This is a genomic window from Buttiauxella sp. BIGb0471, from assembly GCF_024807715.1.
Lineage (GTDB): Bacteria > Pseudomonadota > Gammaproteobacteria > Enterobacterales > Enterobacteriaceae > Buttiauxella > Buttiauxella agrestis.
Genome location: NZ_JANUEU010000002.1, coordinates 174,947 through 190,259 on the forward strand (window position 1 = coordinate 174,947; position 15,313 = coordinate 190,259).

Annotated in this window: 12 protein-coding genes; 9 read left to right on the forward strand and 3 right to left on the reverse strand. The window is 51.0% G+C overall.

Translation table 11 applies throughout. From position 1 onward, the window contains the following. Positions 1–53: 53 nt before the first annotated feature. Both rcsB and rcsD read right to left on the reverse strand, forming a co-directional pair. Positions 54–704 (reverse strand): response regulator transcription factor RcsB, encoded by a 651-nt coding sequence (gene rcsB / locus M2371_RS07345; protein WP_034494092.1) that lies wholly within the window; start codon positions 702–704, stop codon positions 54–56. 16 nt (positions 705–720) lie between these two features. Beyond that, complete coding sequence (gene rcsD, locus M2371_RS07350) at positions 721–3,378, reverse strand: phosphotransferase RcsD (protein WP_172895193.1); 2,658 nt, start codon at positions 3,376–3,378, stop codon at positions 721–723. 865 nt (positions 3,379–4,243) lie between these two features. Here rcsD and M2371_RS07355 point away from each other — a divergent pair. The 9 genes from M2371_RS07355 to modC all read left to right on the forward strand — a co-directional run bounded on the left by M2371_RS07355 (position 4,244) and on the right by modC (position 14,317). After that, the gene (locus M2371_RS07355) at positions 4,244–5,374 is read left to right on the forward strand and encodes a porin OmpC (protein WP_259267349.1); all 1,131 of its coding nucleotides are present in this window, start codon (positions 4,244–4,246) and stop codon (positions 5,372–5,374) included. A gap of 139 nt (positions 5,375–5,513) precedes the next feature. Continuing rightward, entirely contained in the window at positions 5,514–6,554 is a 1,041-nt protein-coding gene (gene apbE, locus M2371_RS07360) for an FAD:protein FMN transferase ApbE (RefSeq protein ID WP_259267350.1), read from the forward strand. A gap of 81 nt (positions 6,555–6,635) precedes the next feature. Continuing rightward, complete coding sequence (gene ada, locus M2371_RS07365) at positions 6,636–7,706, forward strand: bifunctional DNA-binding transcriptional regulator/O6-methylguanine-DNA methyltransferase Ada (RefSeq protein ID WP_259267351.1); 1,071 nt, start codon at positions 6,636–6,638, stop codon at positions 7,704–7,706. Then, positions 7,706–8,347 carry a DNA oxidative demethylase AlkB gene (gene alkB, locus M2371_RS07370; protein ID WP_259267352.1) on the forward strand — a complete coding sequence of 214 codons (642 nt, stop codon included), beginning with the start codon at positions 7,706–7,708 and terminating at the stop codon, positions 8,345–8,347. The genes ada and alkB overlap by 1 nt, the downstream gene beginning before the upstream one ends. Positions 8,348–8,431: 84 nt before the next feature. Then, entirely contained in the window at positions 8,432–10,078 is a 1,647-nt protein-coding gene (locus tag M2371_RS07375) for a multidrug ABC transporter permease/ATP-binding protein (RefSeq protein ID WP_259267353.1), read from the forward strand. 165 nt (positions 10,079–10,243) lie between these two features. Continuing rightward, a complete protein-coding gene (mgtE, locus tag M2371_RS07380; protein ID WP_259267354.1) occupies positions 10,244–11,671 on the forward strand; it encodes a magnesium transporter in 1,428 nt (475 codons plus the stop codon). Positions 11,672–11,793: 122 nt separating this feature from the next. Continuing rightward, positions 11,794–12,567 (forward strand): molybdate ABC transporter substrate-binding protein, encoded by a 774-nt coding sequence (modA, locus tag M2371_RS07385; RefSeq protein ID WP_259267355.1) that lies wholly within the window; start codon positions 11,794–11,796, stop codon positions 12,565–12,567. Continuing rightward, positions 12,567–13,259 carry a molybdate ABC transporter permease subunit gene (gene modB / locus M2371_RS07390; RefSeq protein WP_034494111.1) on the forward strand — a complete coding sequence of 231 codons (693 nt, stop codon included), beginning with the start codon at positions 12,567–12,569 and terminating at the stop codon, positions 13,257–13,259. The genes modA and modB overlap by 1 nt, the downstream gene beginning before the upstream one ends. Then, positions 13,259–14,317 (forward strand): molybdenum ABC transporter ATP-binding protein ModC, encoded by a 1,059-nt coding sequence (gene modC / locus M2371_RS07395; protein ID WP_115630036.1) that lies wholly within the window; start codon positions 13,259–13,261, stop codon positions 14,315–14,317. The genes modB and modC overlap by 1 nt, the downstream gene beginning before the upstream one ends. A 49-nt stretch (positions 14,318–14,366) precedes the next feature. Here modC and M2371_RS07400 read toward each other — a convergent pair whose 3' ends face one another. Continuing rightward, positions 14,367–15,185: a pyridoxal phosphatase gene (locus M2371_RS07400; protein WP_115630034.1), complete on the reverse strand. Its 819-nt coding sequence runs from the start codon at positions 15,183–15,185 to the stop codon at positions 14,367–14,369. Positions 15,186–15,313: the final 128 nt, after the last annotated feature.

The following is a 15,313-nucleotide window of genomic DNA, read 5'->3' on the forward strand; positions in this document are numbered from 1 at the left end:
GGGTGAGTGAGTGCAGCCAACACAGCTGCAACTTGAAGTATGACGGGTAGAAATTATTCTTTGTCAGCCGGGGACAGGCTCACTGACGAAAGATAGTTCAGCAATGCAATGTCATTTTCCACACCCAGTTTCATCATGGCTGATTTCTTCTGGCTACTGATGGTTTTGATGCTGCGGTTCAGTTTGCGGGCAATTTCAGTCACCAGGAAACCTTCCGCGAACAGGCGCAATACTTCGCTCTCTTTTGGAGACAAACGTTTGTCGCCGTAACCGCCCGCGCTGATTTTTTCCAGCAGGCGTGAAACGCTTTCCGGAGTGAATTTTTTGCCTTTCTGCAATGCGGCCAGGGCTTTTGGTAAGTCGGTTGGCGCGCCTTGCTTCAATACAATCCCTTCGATATCAAGTTCTAATACTGCACTCAAAATCGCCGGGTTGTTATTCATCGTCAGAACGATGATGGAGATATTTGGGAAATGGCGCTTAATGTATTTGATAAGCGTAATGCCATCGCCGTATTTGTCGCCAGGCATTGAGAGATCGGTTATCAAAACATGAGCATCAAGTTTTGGCAGATTATTGATAAGCGCTGTGGAGTCTTCAAATTCACCGACAACATTCACCCACTCGATCTGCTCGAGAGATTTACGAATGCCGAACAGGACAATCGGATGGTCGTCGGCAATAATTACGTTCATACTGTTCATGTAATAGGCTACCTTGCTACAGCAAACTCTTGACGTAAGCGTCAATATCGCTGGTATATTTTTGTATGTTGGTAGCATCACTTTCACGAATGTGATGCTCTAACGTTTCACATAACTGCTTGCCGGGTACCAGATTGAGCATTGCAAACACCCCCTTTAAGCGGTGAGCTGTCTGCGCTAACGCTGCGAAATCGTGCGCCGCAGATTCAGTATACAATCTCCTAACATCTTCCGGTACTGTGTCAACAAACAGCGCGTAATAGCCGCTGGCATGAAGTTGCGCATTTTCGTCACCACCTAATGGCGATTCGGATGCCCCTTCTTGCGCCAGTTGCTCCTCTATCAGTTGTAGCACCGCATCCTGCATGGCATTGCTGATATTAAAATTAACGCGGAATTGGCCTGGCCCTATTTTCCGCATTCCGTTCTCATCATCGCTTAAAAGCAAACCAGAAGATGTAAGATTAGACGGATTATCTGTCAGGAAGATATCAAACTCTTGACTTGCCAGTCTTTCATCCGGGGTGATGCATTGTGCTCCCCAATTCTCCAGCAGACGAGTGACGATATTTCGCACTTCGTTCGAGGTGATATCAATCATCGCCACGACATCATCGAGCAATTTCTCTTCCTGTTCTTCGTGCTGCGGCTCTGCCGTCATTTTGATGTGCAGGTTATAGCGCGTACCAATCCCCTCACGGGTTTTAATATTCAGATGCCCGCCTAATTTGCGTGACAGCTGGTTGCACAAATAGAACGTTAAGCCGTTGGCTTGCCCGTAACGATCCTCGCTGGTTTCGTTAAGGAAAGGGAAGTGGAGATTATCGACTTCGCCGTGACTAATGCCTTCGCCGGTGTCCAGAATACGGAACAGCAAACGGTCAGGACCGGATTCTTCTTCGGTGATATCCAGGGTGATTTTACCAATCTGCGTCGTCGTCACCGAGTAATTGAGCAGTAATTGCAAGGCTTTGCGCAACGCTTCGCGGTCGCCATGGCGTTCTTCATCGGTTGTCAGGTGATTATTTATCAGCAGCTGCAAGCCCTTGCGTTTGATAATCGGCAGCATTTCCAGCGCGACTTCATCAATCAAAGGTTGGATGGCAAACTTTGTGGCATTGGTTTTCCATGCGTCGGTTTCGAGCATGTTCAGCAACTGAATTTCATCCACCAGACGCGCAATACTTTGCGCTTCATTAGCGACGATGCGCGCCTCTGGCGTGTTTAACGCGCTGGCGTGCTCTGCAATGCTTTTCACCGGAAGCTGTAACGCCTCTCCGATATTGCGCATGAACGCGATGCGTCCTTGCTGATTTTTCTCATATAAACGTTGCGCTTGTTTGAGCTTTTTATTCACCAGAATTTCGCGGTCCTGATCGCGAATCACAAAAATCTGCGTGCGTGGAGCAATCTGGCTACGGAACTGGCGGATTTCATACAGCTCGTTATTTATCGTGGCCTGAATGACACCCTGATGCTGATCGGCCATCGCAATAATGTTTTGCAGATTCAGGTGCGGCAGCAGATGGTCGGCAATTTTATTGCTGATGACCGTACGATTAGAGTCCAGATCATGCACCAGCAGGCCAAGTGGCAGTTGCGCGACAATCTCTTCATTTAAGGCTCGCAGGATTTGTAACTCGCCATTGCCGCTTTGGGTTTCGACCGGGCGCGCAGCCTGCTGGCGGAAAGTCGTAAAGCCAAACAGTGCGAGTGCCAGCAGGCCGATATTAAGCAGCAGTGGCAGCAAAATATTTTGCAAGGTGTCCATCAACAACGTGCCAAGTGGAACCTGCCATACCAAACGCAAATCGGTAGTGGCAAGCGGTGAAGCAATTTCGATTTTCGCGCCGTTAAAGTTAATGGTGATGCTATCTGGTCCCTCTTTATCGGCACTCTTGGCCGGAAGTTGGGCATCATTATTTTCCAGACGGAAACTATCCAGTGACATCGTTGGCGGAATTAAATCGTTAATCGGCAAATCAAATGCGACGACGGTTGCCAGATGCCCCGGCTGGTTAAAGGTCGTGCGCAGGGTAAAGTAGTGGCCGTTTTGCCAGGCCAGATGGCGTAATGAAGAAAAACTCTCACGTTCATCAAGCGCGTTCGCCTGTTGCAACATCTCAGCGCGACGTGAATCGACAATTGAGCCTACGCCACTTTCCTTCAGGCCGGATGAGAGATCTTTAAGCGGCAGGGTGGAAACCAGGATCATGCTGTTGTCCTGGCCGTTTAAATAATACATCGACCACGGGCTATTTTCGGCACCCCACAGCGTATCGAGATAGGTCGAAATACGTTGGGTCATGTCCAGGGTGGAGCTGTCGTGGGAGCCAAAAATCAGGGCTTCGGTTTTGCGGCGAGGTTTCTCTAAATAATAAACGTCCTGGCGCAGACGCGTTTCTTGCAGGCCTTCACTTGCCGGAGATGTCGACACGGCAATGTTGTCATAGATTTGCCAGGTGGCGTAACGGTAGGTATCGATGCGTTTATGCAGCGCGTGCGTGATATCTACAATCTGATAGCTCTTATCTTTCAGCCAGGTATTGACGGCACTTTGCACCATAACGCCCATGGCAATGAGCAATATCACGATCAATAGCAGAAAGAAGCGCGTGATATTACCGGGGATAAGCGAAAATTTATTAGGGATCATACTGTCTGACTGACTCATTGTTAGCGCGCAACCCGGCGAGCATTCGCCACTTTAATAAAAACCACTGTTCTGTTCTACCCGCAGACATAAGCCTGACTGGCGGTAGAACTGTCACCAAAAAACCAGCGCTAAGAATACCTTTATCAGGCACTGGCGTCATCGACTCTCTTTGAAACCCAACGAGTATAATTCCAAATGGGTACATTTCCAGGTTACTGAAAATTAGCCAGAATGGGAACGGTAAACGGAGCGTATTTTGTACGATTGAGATGGGGTGTTTTTGTACAAAATGATTTCATCTGTACAAATATTATATTTGAAATGACATTTTATTTAGATTTTCTTCTTTGAAAAAGTTCCGGCTAAGCGAAGCGGCATTAATCGTGTTGAGGGCGGATTTCTTAATAGTCATTACATTTTTGAAGGGAGTAGCACAGAATGATTAAAGTTACGTAAAGAAGCGTAAAAAAAACCGGATGCAAGCATCCGGTCCAAAATAGGGGTAAACAGACATTCAGAGATGAATGACGGTAATAAATAAAGTTAATGATGATAGCGGGAGTTATTTTATATATAAATCAGCAGTATGTTTTATCATTCAGTGCTACTGATTTTATTATTAGGTAAGTTATTGATTTTGCTTTTAGTATTATTTGTTTTAACTTTTAGTGCTTATATAATTGTCTTTTCGTGCTGAAAAAAGTTCCATCGTATTTACATTTTGAAACACCTATATGGATAAATGAAACATCTCTATGGTTTTAGTATCATATTCGGATTGGATTAATCTGTATTTGTTTTGGACAATGGGTTCGCCGACTGATTGGAAAAACAATCAGTAAGCAGTGGCATATAAAAAGGCATATAACAGAGGGTTAATAACATGAAAGTTAAAGTACTGTCCCTCCTGGTTCCAGCATTGCTGGTAGCAGGCACCGCTCATGCGGCCGAAATTTATAACAAAGACGGCAACAAATTAGATCTGTACGGTAAAGTAGATGGCTTACATTACTTTTCTGACAACGATGGTCAAGACGGTGACCAGTCTTATGTTCGTATCGGTTTCAAAGGCGAAACTCAGATTAATGACCAACTGACCGGTTACGGCCAGTGGGAATACAACGTTCAAGCAAACAACACCGAAGGCAGCAGCGATCAGGCGTGGACTCGTCTGGGCTTCGCAGGTGTGCGTTTTGCTGACTACGGTTCATTCGACTACGGTCGTAACTACGGCGTTGTATACGACGTAACTTCATGGACCGACGTTCTGCCAGAATTTGGCGGCGACACTTATGGTTCTGATAACTTCATGCAATCTCGTGCAAACGGCGTTGCAACTTACCGTAACACCGACTTCTTCGGTCTGGTTGACGGCCTGAACTTTGCTCTGCAATACCAGGGTAAAAACGGCAGCGTTTCTGGTGAAGGTTCTACCGCTAACGGCCGTGGCGCTCTGAAACAGAACGGTGACGGCTTCGGCGGCTCCCTGACTTATGATCTGGGCGAAGGTTTCAGCATCGGTTCAGCGATTTCTAGCTCCAAGCGTACTTCTGAACAAAACAGCGTTACATACATGGGTGAAGGCGATCGCGCTACTACCTATAGCGGCGGCATGAAATATGACGCTAACAACATCTACCTGGCAGCGCAGTACACCCAGACTTACAACGCGACTCGCTTCGGTACCAAAAACGGCGTGAACGATGATGGCGCTACTACAACCGGTGGCTTTGCTAACAAAGCACAGAACTTTGAAGTTGTAGCACAGTACCAGTTCGACTTCGGTCTGCGTCCTTCCGTTGCTTACCTGCAGTCCAAGGGTAAAGACATCAACGGTTACGGCGACCAGGATCTGGTTAAATATGTTGATGTTGGCGCGACTTACTACTTCAACAAAAACATGTCTACCTACGTTGATTACAAAATCAACCTGCTGGACGACAACAACTTCACTCGTGATGCCGGTGTTAACACCGATGACATCGTAGGTGTTGGTCTGGTTTACCAGTTCTAATTCCTGCTTACGCAGTGTGATTTGTGAAAGGCGCCGAAGGGCGCCTTTTTTACGTCTGAACCCTCAACAACCTTCACATTTAAGCCAATTTTTTTGCCAGTTGGTGTACCCTTTTGCGCTCAAACAGGAGAGAGAAACAATGGACTTACGATTATTACGCTATGGCCTGTTTGCCATAGTTCTGGGCGCTTTAGCAGGCTGTGATAACCCAACGGCGAAAGGCAATTCCGGCATGGTGCTGGAAGGCAAAACTATGGGGACTTACTGGCGAGCGAGCCTTGCGGGAGTAGACGAAGCCCGTCAAACGGAACTGCGCGAAAAAATCCAGGCGCAGTTAGACGGTGATGACCACTTATTGTCGACGTACAAAAAAAATTCAGCGCTCTCGCTTTTCAATCAGTCGGTATCAACCCAACCGTATCCGGTTGCCGAAGCGATGAGCGACATTGTGACTATGGCCTTGCGAATCGGGGCGAAAACCGACGGCGCGATGGACATTACCGTTGGGCCGCTGGTGAATCTGTGGGGATTTGGCCCGGATAAACAGCCGATTAAGACGCCGGATCAGGCACACATTGACGCCGCCAAAGCGCTAACCGGTTTGCATCATCTCACGGTGATTAACCAGGCCGGGAAACAGTTCCTGCAAAAAGATCTGCCTGGCTTGTATGTGGATCTTTCCACGATGGGCGAAGGTTACGCGGCCGATCATCTGGCGCGTTTAATGGAACAAAACGGTATTAGCCGTTACCTGGTTTCCGTCGGTGGAGCCGTGGTCACGCGTGGCACTAACGCGGATGGCAAACCCTGGCGAGTCGCTATCCAGAAACCTACCGACCGTGAAAACGCGGTACAGGCGGTGGTTGATCTCAACGGCCACGGAATCAGCACCTCGGGAAGCTATCGCAATTATTACGAACTCGATGGCAAGCGCCTGTCGCACGTGATTGATCCTAAAACCGGCCAGCCGATTCAGCACAAACTCGTGTCGGCAACCGTGATTTCCCCGACTGCCATGGAGGCTGATGGATGGGACACCGGCCTGATGGTGCTCGGTACGGAAAAAGCGAAACAGGTCGCAGAAAAAGAGGGGCTGGCAGTCTATTTGATCACCAAAGAGGGCGATAGTTTTACTACGTGGATGTCGCCGCAGTTTAAAACCTTCTTACTCAGCGAGTAAAATTAGAAAGCAAGATTGCGGGTTTCTCAGCACACCTATGCTGTCAAAGTCATACCCTGACAGCAAAAACAGGAGCCAGTCATGAAACAACTTTTTGACGAAGTCAGCAATGAAAGCCGCTGGCAGGCCGTGGAAACCCGTGATACTCGCGCCGATGAGCAGTTCGTTTTTGCCGTGAAAACGACAGGGATTTGCTGCCGTCCCTCTTGCAGCGCACGCCACCCATTACGCAAAAACGTCCTGTTCTTTGAAAATGTTGCCGCTGCAGTCGATGCCGGTTTTCGGCCATGCAAACGCTGCCAGCCAGATAAACCAGCGCCAGAGCAGCAGCGTATTGACCGTATCACCGAGGCTTGCCGAATTCTCGAAGCCAGCAGCGAGCCGATTGTATTGGCTGAACTTGCGGCACGTGTGGCAATGAGCCCATTTCACTTTCACCGCCTTTTCAAACAGGTCACTGGCTTAACGCCCCACGCCTGGCAAAAAGCGCTTCGTGCCAAACGCCTGCGCGAGCAACTCAATGATGGTGAACCAGTGACTCGCGCTGTTTTCGAGGCGGGTTATCAGTCCGGAAGCAATTTTTATCAGCAGGCGAATGAGGTTCTCGGGATGACGGCAAAGCAATATCGTCGGGGGGGAGCGCGCGCTACCATTCAATTTGTCGTCGGTTCTTGTCGATTGGGTGAATTCCTGGTTGCCCAGAGTGAGCGCGGGATTTGCGCCATACTATTAGGTAATGATGCACAAAGTTTGATTCACGAGCTGGAAACGTTGTTCCCGAATTCTTCACTTGATGTGGGCGATGAATCATTCGCCCGACGAGTGGCGCAGGTGGTGAGCGTGCTTGAACATCCGGGCCAGCAGGTTGCTTTACCGCTGGATATTCAGGGTACCGCATTCCAGCAACAAGTCTGGCAAGCGTTGCGTCAAATCCCGGCGGGACAAACGGCGAGCTATAGCGATATCGCCCAGCGCATCGGTAAACCGCAGGCCGTTCGTGCCGTTGCGGGAGCGTGCGCGGCCAACAAACTGGCGGTTGTCATTCCTTGCCATCGTGTAGTGCGTAACGACGGAGCGCTTTCCGGGTACCGTTGGGGTGTGGATCGTAAGCGTCAATTACTTGAGATTGAAGCCAAACAGCGGGAGGAGTGATGCTTGATTTATTTGCCGATGAAGCGCCGTGGCAGGAGCCACTGGCGGAAGGGGCGGTGATTCTGCGCCGCTTTGCCTGTGCCGATGCGCGGCAGCTTCTCGGGCAAATTTCTCTGTTGGCTGACCGTTCTCCGTTTCGCCAGATGGTCACGCCCGGCGGATACACCATGTCCGTGGCGATGACCAACTGCGGTGATGTTGGCTGGACAACAGACAGCCACGGCTATCTCTATTCACCCATTGACCCGCTCACTTCGCAGCCCTGGCCCGCCATACCAACGATTTTTCGTGAGCTATCGGATGCCGCATCAAAAGCGGCTGGATATCCTGGTTTTGCGCCGGATGCCTGCCTGATTAACCGCTACGCCGTGGGGGCTAAACTGTCGTTGCATCAGGATAAAGACGAGCTGAACTTGCAACAGCCGATAGTTTCCGTCTCGCTTGGTCTCCCGGCTGTGTTTCAGTTTGGTGGCCTTAAACGCAATGACCCGCTTAAGCGTGTGATGCTCGAACACGGTGATGTGGTGGTGTGGGGCGGCGCTTCCCGCCTTTTTTACCACGGTATTTTGCCGCTTAAAGCCGGCCAACACAGCGCCACTGGAGAGTTTCGTTACAACATTACTTTCCGCCACACCCGTTAACACGAATATTAATAAGAATTATTCTTGCTGTTGGATGCCAGCCGTTTAAACTGCTCGCTGTTTTCGTTTTACGGGTTGTGAGTAATGGAACTTTTACGTGTGGTTTTCCGGCAGTATCGCTGGCCTTTCTTGATAGTCATGGCGCTGAGTTTGCTCAGTGCGGCGCTCGGCATCGGCTTAATTGCCTTTATCAACCTGCGCTTGATTGAAACGCCTGATATTTCCCTTTCGGTTTTGCCTGAATTTCTCGGCCTGTTACTGCTGTTAATGGCGGTGACGTTGGGCTCGCAATTAGCGCTGACCACACTCGGCCACCATTTCGTTTTCCGTCTGCGCAGCGAATTTATCAAACGCCTGATGGACACTCACGTTGAACGCGTTGAACAACTCGGTAATGCGGCGCTGCTCGCAGGTTTAACCAGCGATGTACGCAACATTACCATTGCTTTTGTGCGTCTACCGGAACTGGTTCAGGGCATTATTCTGACCTTCGGTTCAGCGGCTTATCTGGCGTGGCTGTCGCCAAAAATGCTCGGCGTTACGGCGATTTGGGTGGCGGTGACTATCTATGGCGGCTATGTGCTGGTCGCGCGGGTTTACAAACACCTGGCGCAACTGCGTGAAATTGAAGACCAGCTTTACAACGATTACCAGACCGTGATTGAAGGGCGCAAAGAACTGGCGTTAAACCGTGAGCGTGCGGAACGCGTCTATGAAGACACCTATATTCCTCATGCTAACGATTATCGCAGCCATATTATTCGCGCTGATACCTACCATCTGAGCGCGGTGAACTGGTCGAATATTATGATGCTCGGCGTAATTGGCCTGGTGTTCTGGATGGCGAACAGCCTCGGCTGGTCTGATACCAACGTGGCGGCAACATTCTCCCTGACGCTACTTTTCTTACGCACGCCAATGCTTTCGGCGGTTGGCGCATTGCCAACATTATTAACGGCACAAGTCGCGTTCAACAAACTCAACAAATTCCACCTGGCGCCTTACGATGCGGCATTCCCGCGCAGCAAAGAGCCGGTTCGCTGGCAAACGCTGGAAATGCGCGATGTGGTGTTCCAGTACGGCGACAACACATTCTCCGTCGGCCCACTGAATCTCAAAATTGAACGCGGCGAACTGCTGTTCCTGATTGGTGGCAATGGTAGCGGTAAATCCACCATGGCGATGCTGCTGACCGGGCTTTACCAACCGGTGTCTGGCGCAATCTATCTGGATGGGCAAAAGATTGATGCCAGCAATCAGGATGATTATCGCAAACTCTTTTCTGCGGTATTTACGGATGTGTGGCTGTTTGACCGCCTACTTGGCCCACAGGGCGAACAGGCGAATCCTGAGCTGGTGGCGACCTGGCTTGAGCGCCTGAAAATGAGCCACAAGCTGGAGTTGGATAACGGCACAATCCTCAATCTGAAACTCTCGAAAGGGCAGAAAAAACGCGTGGCTTTATTGCTGGCGTTAGCCGAAGAGCGCGACATCATTCTGCTCGATGAATGGGCCGCCGATCAGGATCCTCATTTCCGCCGCGAGTTCTACCAGACGCTGCTGCCAATCATGCAGCAAATGGGTAAAACCATTTTTGCTATCAGCCATGACGATCATTACTTTATTCATGCCGATCGTTTGCTGGAGATGCGCCAGGGTCAGTTGAGCGAGTTAACCGGTCACGATCGAGATAACGCTTCGCGCGATGCCGTCGCCCGAACCGGCAACTAATCTTTTCCAATGGGTGGATGACGCTATCGCATATCCACCCCACAACACCGAACCCGTAGGTCCGATAAGCGCAAGCGTCATCCGACACATCCACCCGACAAAATCTGGTTATCTGTTCCCCGACAGGCTATAACTTAGCTCGTCGTTCACAGGGAAAACTGCCAGATGTCTGTCACTCCAAAGTACAGCACAAAACAGCGTGCGCAAGACCGAGCCAGAATCCTCCAGATTCTGTTAACCAATAAAGCCGTCGCTACCGGCATTCTCGATAAAATCCCACAGCCGGACGCTCATACCCCCGAGCAGGATATTGCCGAAATCGTGACCCTGGTGGCGCGATTGCCCGCCGCCGATCTGGCCGATGTGCTCGAAGCGTTACCGACGGAAGAGCGTCACGCACTGTGGAGCCTGGTGAAGGAAGAGAAGCGCGGCAAAGTGCTGATTGAAGCCTCGGAAACCGTCTGGGATGACCTGATTGAAGATATGAGCGACAAAGCGTTGCTCAATATTATTCGCCCGCTGGATATCGACGACCAAATTTACCTCGCGCAATATCTTCCCCGTGACTTGATGGGCCGCTTGCTGGCGACATTGCCGCAAGAACAGCGCACTCGCGTCAGACAAGTGCTGCATTACGAAAAGCACAGCGTCGGCGCCATTATGGATTTCGAAGTGATCACCGTGCGGGCCGATGTCACGCTCGCCGTGGTGCAACGTTTTCTGCGTTTGCGTGGCAAAGTGCCGCAAAACACCGATAAAGTTTTCGTCACCACGCGGGATAAAACCTTGTTGGGCGAACTCGGTCTGACCACCATTTTGCTGCATGCGCCGCAAACGCTGGTGATTAACGTCATGGACGACAACCCGACCTATTTTGCCCCGGAAGATAATGATGAAGTTGCGGCGCGAACGTTTGAGCGTGATGACTTAGTCAGTGCGGCGGTTATCGACAGCAGCGGCAAACTGATTGGTCGCCTGACCATCGACGAAATCGTCGATGTGGTTTATGAAGAAACCGATAACGATTTGCGCCGTATGGGTGGTTTGAGCGCCGAAGAAGATGTGTTTGCCCCGGTCAGCAAAGCGGTTAAAGCGCGTTGGGCGTGGCTGGCGCTAAATTTGTGTACCGCCTTTGTCGCCTCGCGCGTTATCGGCCTGTTTGAACATACCATTTCACAACTGGTGGCGTTGGCGTCGCTAATGCCGATTGTCGCGGGAATTGGTGGTAACACGGGCAACCAGACCATCACCATGATTGTGCGTGCACTGGCACTCCAACACATCCAACCGGGTAACTTCTCGTTTCTGGTGTTGCGCGAACTGGGCGTCGCCCTGATTAACGGCATTATCTGGGGCGGCGTGATGGGGGGCGTAACGTGGCTTCTCTATGACGACCTCGCATTGGGCGGGGTCATGACGCTGGCGATGATACTCAACCTGCTGGTGGCGTCATTAATGGGCGTGTTGATCCCTATTTTCATGATTCGGATGGGCAAAGACCCGGCAGTCGGTTCCAGCGTGATGATTACCGCGATTACCGACACCGGCGGTTTCTTTATTTTCCTCGGCCTCGCGACGATATTTTTGCTTTAGCTTGAGCGACTTGCATGCAGTTCGTGAATAAACTTTCCGCCAAATGTGCCGATAAGTTCTGTAATTTCTTTGCTTGCATCGTTATATTACGCACTACATAACGAAACTCAGTGGAGTAAAACATGGCTAAGCAGTGGGTACGTCTCGCATTAGGCGCGGCATTGAGCGTCACGTTGGTCGGGCAGGCATTTGCCGATAACAGCAAAATTACTGTCTTTGCAGCGGCGTCATTAACTAACGCAATGCAGGATATTGCCACGCAATATCAGAAAGGCACCACGGTTCAGATCGCCTCTTCTTTTGCGTCATCTTCAACGCTTGCACGCCAGATTGAAGCCGGTGCTCCTGCGGATTTATTCATTTCTGCCGACCAGAAATGGATGGATTACGCCGTCAGCAAAGACGCGATTAAAACCGACTCTCGCGAAACGCTGCTCGGCAACAGCCTGGTTGTTGTTGCGCCGAAAGCCAGCAAAATTGGCGATGTTGCGATTGACGCTAAAACTGATTGGGCGTCATTGCTCAACGGTGGCCGTCTGGCCGTTGGCGACCCGGACCATGTTCCGGCAGGCATTTATGCCAAAGAAGCGCTGCAAAAATTGGGCGCGTGGGATACGCTCTCGCCAAAATTAGCTCCCGTAGAAGATGTTCGTGGCGCACTGGCTTTGGTTGAACGCGATGAAGCGCCGATGGGTATCGTTTACGGTTCCGATGCGGTGGCGAGTAAAGGCGTGAAAGTAGTTGGCACATTCCCGGAAGATTCCCACAAGAAAGTGGAATATCCGATTGCGATTGTCAAAGGCCACGACAACCCAACCGTTAGCGCGTTTTACACTTATCTGAAAGGACCGGAAGCTGCGGCTATCTTCCAACGTTACGGATTTACGACTAAATAATGATATTGACCGATCCCGAATGGCAGGCGGTACTGCTGAGCCTGAAAGTCTCAACCCTTGCGGTGCTATTTAGTCTCCCTTTTGGGATCTTCTTTGCCTGGGTGCTGGTGCGTTGCCGGTTCCCCGGCAAAGCCCTGCTCGACAGTATCATCCACCTCCCGTTAGTGCTCCCGCCCGTGGTCGTCGGGTATTTACTGCTGATTGCGATGGGGCGGCGCGGCGTAATTGGTGCCTGGATCTACGACGTTTTTGGAATCACCTTTGCGTTTAGCTGGCGCGGCGCAGTATTGGCGGCGGCGGTGATGTCCTTCCCGCTGATGGTGCGAGCGATTCGCCTTGCGCTGGAAGGTGTGGATATGAAACTCGAACAGGCTGCACGCACGCTCGGTGCCGGGCGCTGGCGAGTGTTCTGCACCATCACCTTACCGCTCACGTTACCGGGAATTATTGCCGGAACCGTGCTGGCATTTGCCCGCTCGCTCGGTGAATTCGGCGCCACCATTACCTTCGTTTCCAATATTCCCGGCGAAACCCGCACCATTCCTTCGGCAATGTACACCCTGATTCAAACCCCTGGCGGCGAAAGTGCGGCAGCGCGTTTGTGCGTGATTTCCATCGTGCTGGCGTTGGCGTCTCTGCTGGTGGCGGAATGGCTGGCTCGACAGAGCCGTAAACGGATAGGGGCACTCTGATGCTGGAGCTAAATTTCGTTCAGACGCTGGGGGATCATCGTCTGGCGATCAACGAAACCTTGCCGGGGCAGGGGATTACTGCCGTATTTGGCGTTTCTGGTGCAGGAAAGACCTCGCTTATTAATGCCATTAGCGGCCTGACTCACCCGCAACAAGGGCGAATTGTCCTGAACGATCGTGTATTGAGCGATGCCGAAAACAAGCGTTTCCTGGCCCCTGAAAAACGCCGTATCGGTTATGTGTTTCAGGATGCCCGACTGTTCCCGCACTACCGCGTGCGCGGCAATCTAAAATACGGTATGCCGCGATCCGCTGCCGGGCAGTTCGATAAACTGGTGGCGCTGTTAGGTATTGAGCCGCTGTTAGAACGTTTCCCGTGGAGTTTGTCCGGCGGGGAAAAACAGCGCGTGGCGATTGGTCGCGCTTTGTTAACTTCGCCTGAACTGCTGCTGTTAGATGAACCGCTTGCCTCGCTGGATATCCCCCGCAAGCGTGAACTGCTGCCGTATCTGCAACGTCTGGCGCGGGAAATTAATATCCCGATGCTTTATGTCAGCCACTCGCTGGAAGAAATTCTGCATCTGGCGGATAAAGTGCTGGTGCTCGATGGCGGTGAAGTCAAAGCTTTTGGCAATCTGGAAGAAGTTTGGGGCAGCAGTGTGATGCACCCGTGGTTGCCTAAAGAGCAGCAAAGTAGCGTGCTGAAAGTGACGGTGCTGGAGCATCATCCGCATTACGCCATGACGGCACTTGCGCTCGGCGATCAGCATTTATGGGTCAACAAACTCGATAAACCGTTGCAGGCGTCGTTGCGTATTCGCATTCAGGCATCAGACGTTTCGTTGATTCTCCAGCCGCCGGTCAACAGCAGTATTCGTAACGTGCTGCGTGCCAAAGTGGCTCAGTGTTATGACGATGAAGGGCAGGTGGAAGTGCAGCTGGAAGTGGGTTCGCGAACGCTGTGGGCGCGGATTAGCCCGTGGGCAAGAGATGAGCTAATGATAAAACCGGGCCAGTGGTTGTACGCCCAAATCAAAAGCGTGTCGATAACGGCATAGCGGGATCGGTAGGGTGGATAAGCACAGCGTCATCCACCATTTTAACCCTTTAAATCAAATGCTTATAAATCGTCTCAGCGATACCGGTTTCCAGATTGGTGCCAATCACTAAATCGGCACGCGCTTTAATGGCGTCATCGGCATTGCCCATCGCCACGCCAAGTCCGGCACTTTCCAGCATACTTAAATCGTTAAAGTTATCGCCGAAAGCCATCACATCGCTCATGGATAAGCCTTGTGATTCAACCCAACGTGCCAGACGCATGCCTTTGCTGTTACCGCTTTGCGCGACATCAACCTGATCGTGCCATGACCATTCGCACGCCAGTCCCAATTCATGTTCAACCACCCGGGTGAAGTTTTTCAGCTTCACGGTGTCTTCATCCGTCAGCGCAAACTTCCAGATAGACTCAACATCATGTGCCGCTTCACGCAGCGAGTTCACATGGCGGAACACCGGACGCTGGGATTCTGGCAGCGATTTCGCCCAGTTTTCGGTACGTAAAACGTGCCCGGTGGTTTCCTGATACAGCATTGCTTCATCGACATACATCAGCCCATGAACATTGTGGGCATCCAGCAAATCAAGCAGCTGGTTTGCTTGCGCGGGCTGCAACGGATCGGACTCAAGCACCTTTTTCGCATGATAATCATACAAATAAGTCCCATTACAGCAAATTGCAGGTGTTTCTAAAGCCAGTGCCTGATAAAAAGGATGAATGGCAACGTGATGACGTCCCGTCACAATGACAACTTTCACGCCAGCGTCACGTGCGCGTTGTAAAGCTGTCAGTGATTCAGGAAGAATAGTTTTTTGCGGCGTGAGTAACGTGCCGTCGAGATCAAGGGCGATTACGCGATAAGTCATTTAGGGTTCCAGTCAAATTCAGAATCATAAGGCCTGTGCCGATGTTACACCGCTTGCGGCGTTGTTCAAAATGACAACACGAGTCGGTAAAACGCACTACCCTTGTGACTATTACTCAAGACGTTGGG

Coding starts and splice junctions, on each gene's coding strand:
- rcsB (WP_034494092.1), bottom strand. CDS start 704: ATGAACAGTATGAACGTAATTATTGCCGACGACCATCCGATTGTCCTG.
- rcsD (WP_172895193.1), bottom strand. CDS start 3,378: ATGAGTCAGTCAGACAGTATGATCCCTAATAAATTTTCGCTTATCCCC.
- M2371_RS07355 (WP_259267349.1), top strand. CDS start 4,244: ATGAAAGTTAAAGTACTGTCCCTCCTGGTTCCAGCATTGCTGGTAGCA.
- apbE (WP_259267350.1), top strand. CDS start 5,514: ATGGACTTACGATTATTACGCTATGGCCTGTTTGCCATAGTTCTGGGC.
- ada (WP_259267351.1), top strand. CDS start 6,636: ATGAAACAACTTTTTGACGAAGTCAGCAATGAAAGCCGCTGGCAGGCC.
- alkB (WP_259267352.1), top strand. CDS start 7,706: ATGCTTGATTTATTTGCCGATGAAGCGCCGTGGCAGGAGCCACTGGCG.
- M2371_RS07375 (WP_259267353.1), top strand. CDS start 8,432: ATGGAACTTTTACGTGTGGTTTTCCGGCAGTATCGCTGGCCTTTCTTG.
- mgtE (WP_259267354.1), top strand. CDS start 10,244: ATGTCTGTCACTCCAAAGTACAGCACAAAACAGCGTGCGCAAGACCGA.
- modA (WP_259267355.1), top strand. CDS start 11,794: ATGGCTAAGCAGTGGGTACGTCTCGCATTAGGCGCGGCATTGAGCGTC.
- modB (WP_034494111.1), top strand. CDS start 12,567: ATGATATTGACCGATCCCGAATGGCAGGCGGTACTGCTGAGCCTGAAA.
- modC (WP_115630036.1), top strand. CDS start 13,259: ATGCTGGAGCTAAATTTCGTTCAGACGCTGGGGGATCATCGTCTGGCG.
- M2371_RS07400 (WP_115630034.1), bottom strand. CDS start 15,185: ATGACTTATCGCGTAATCGCCCTTGATCTCGACGGCACGTTACTCACG.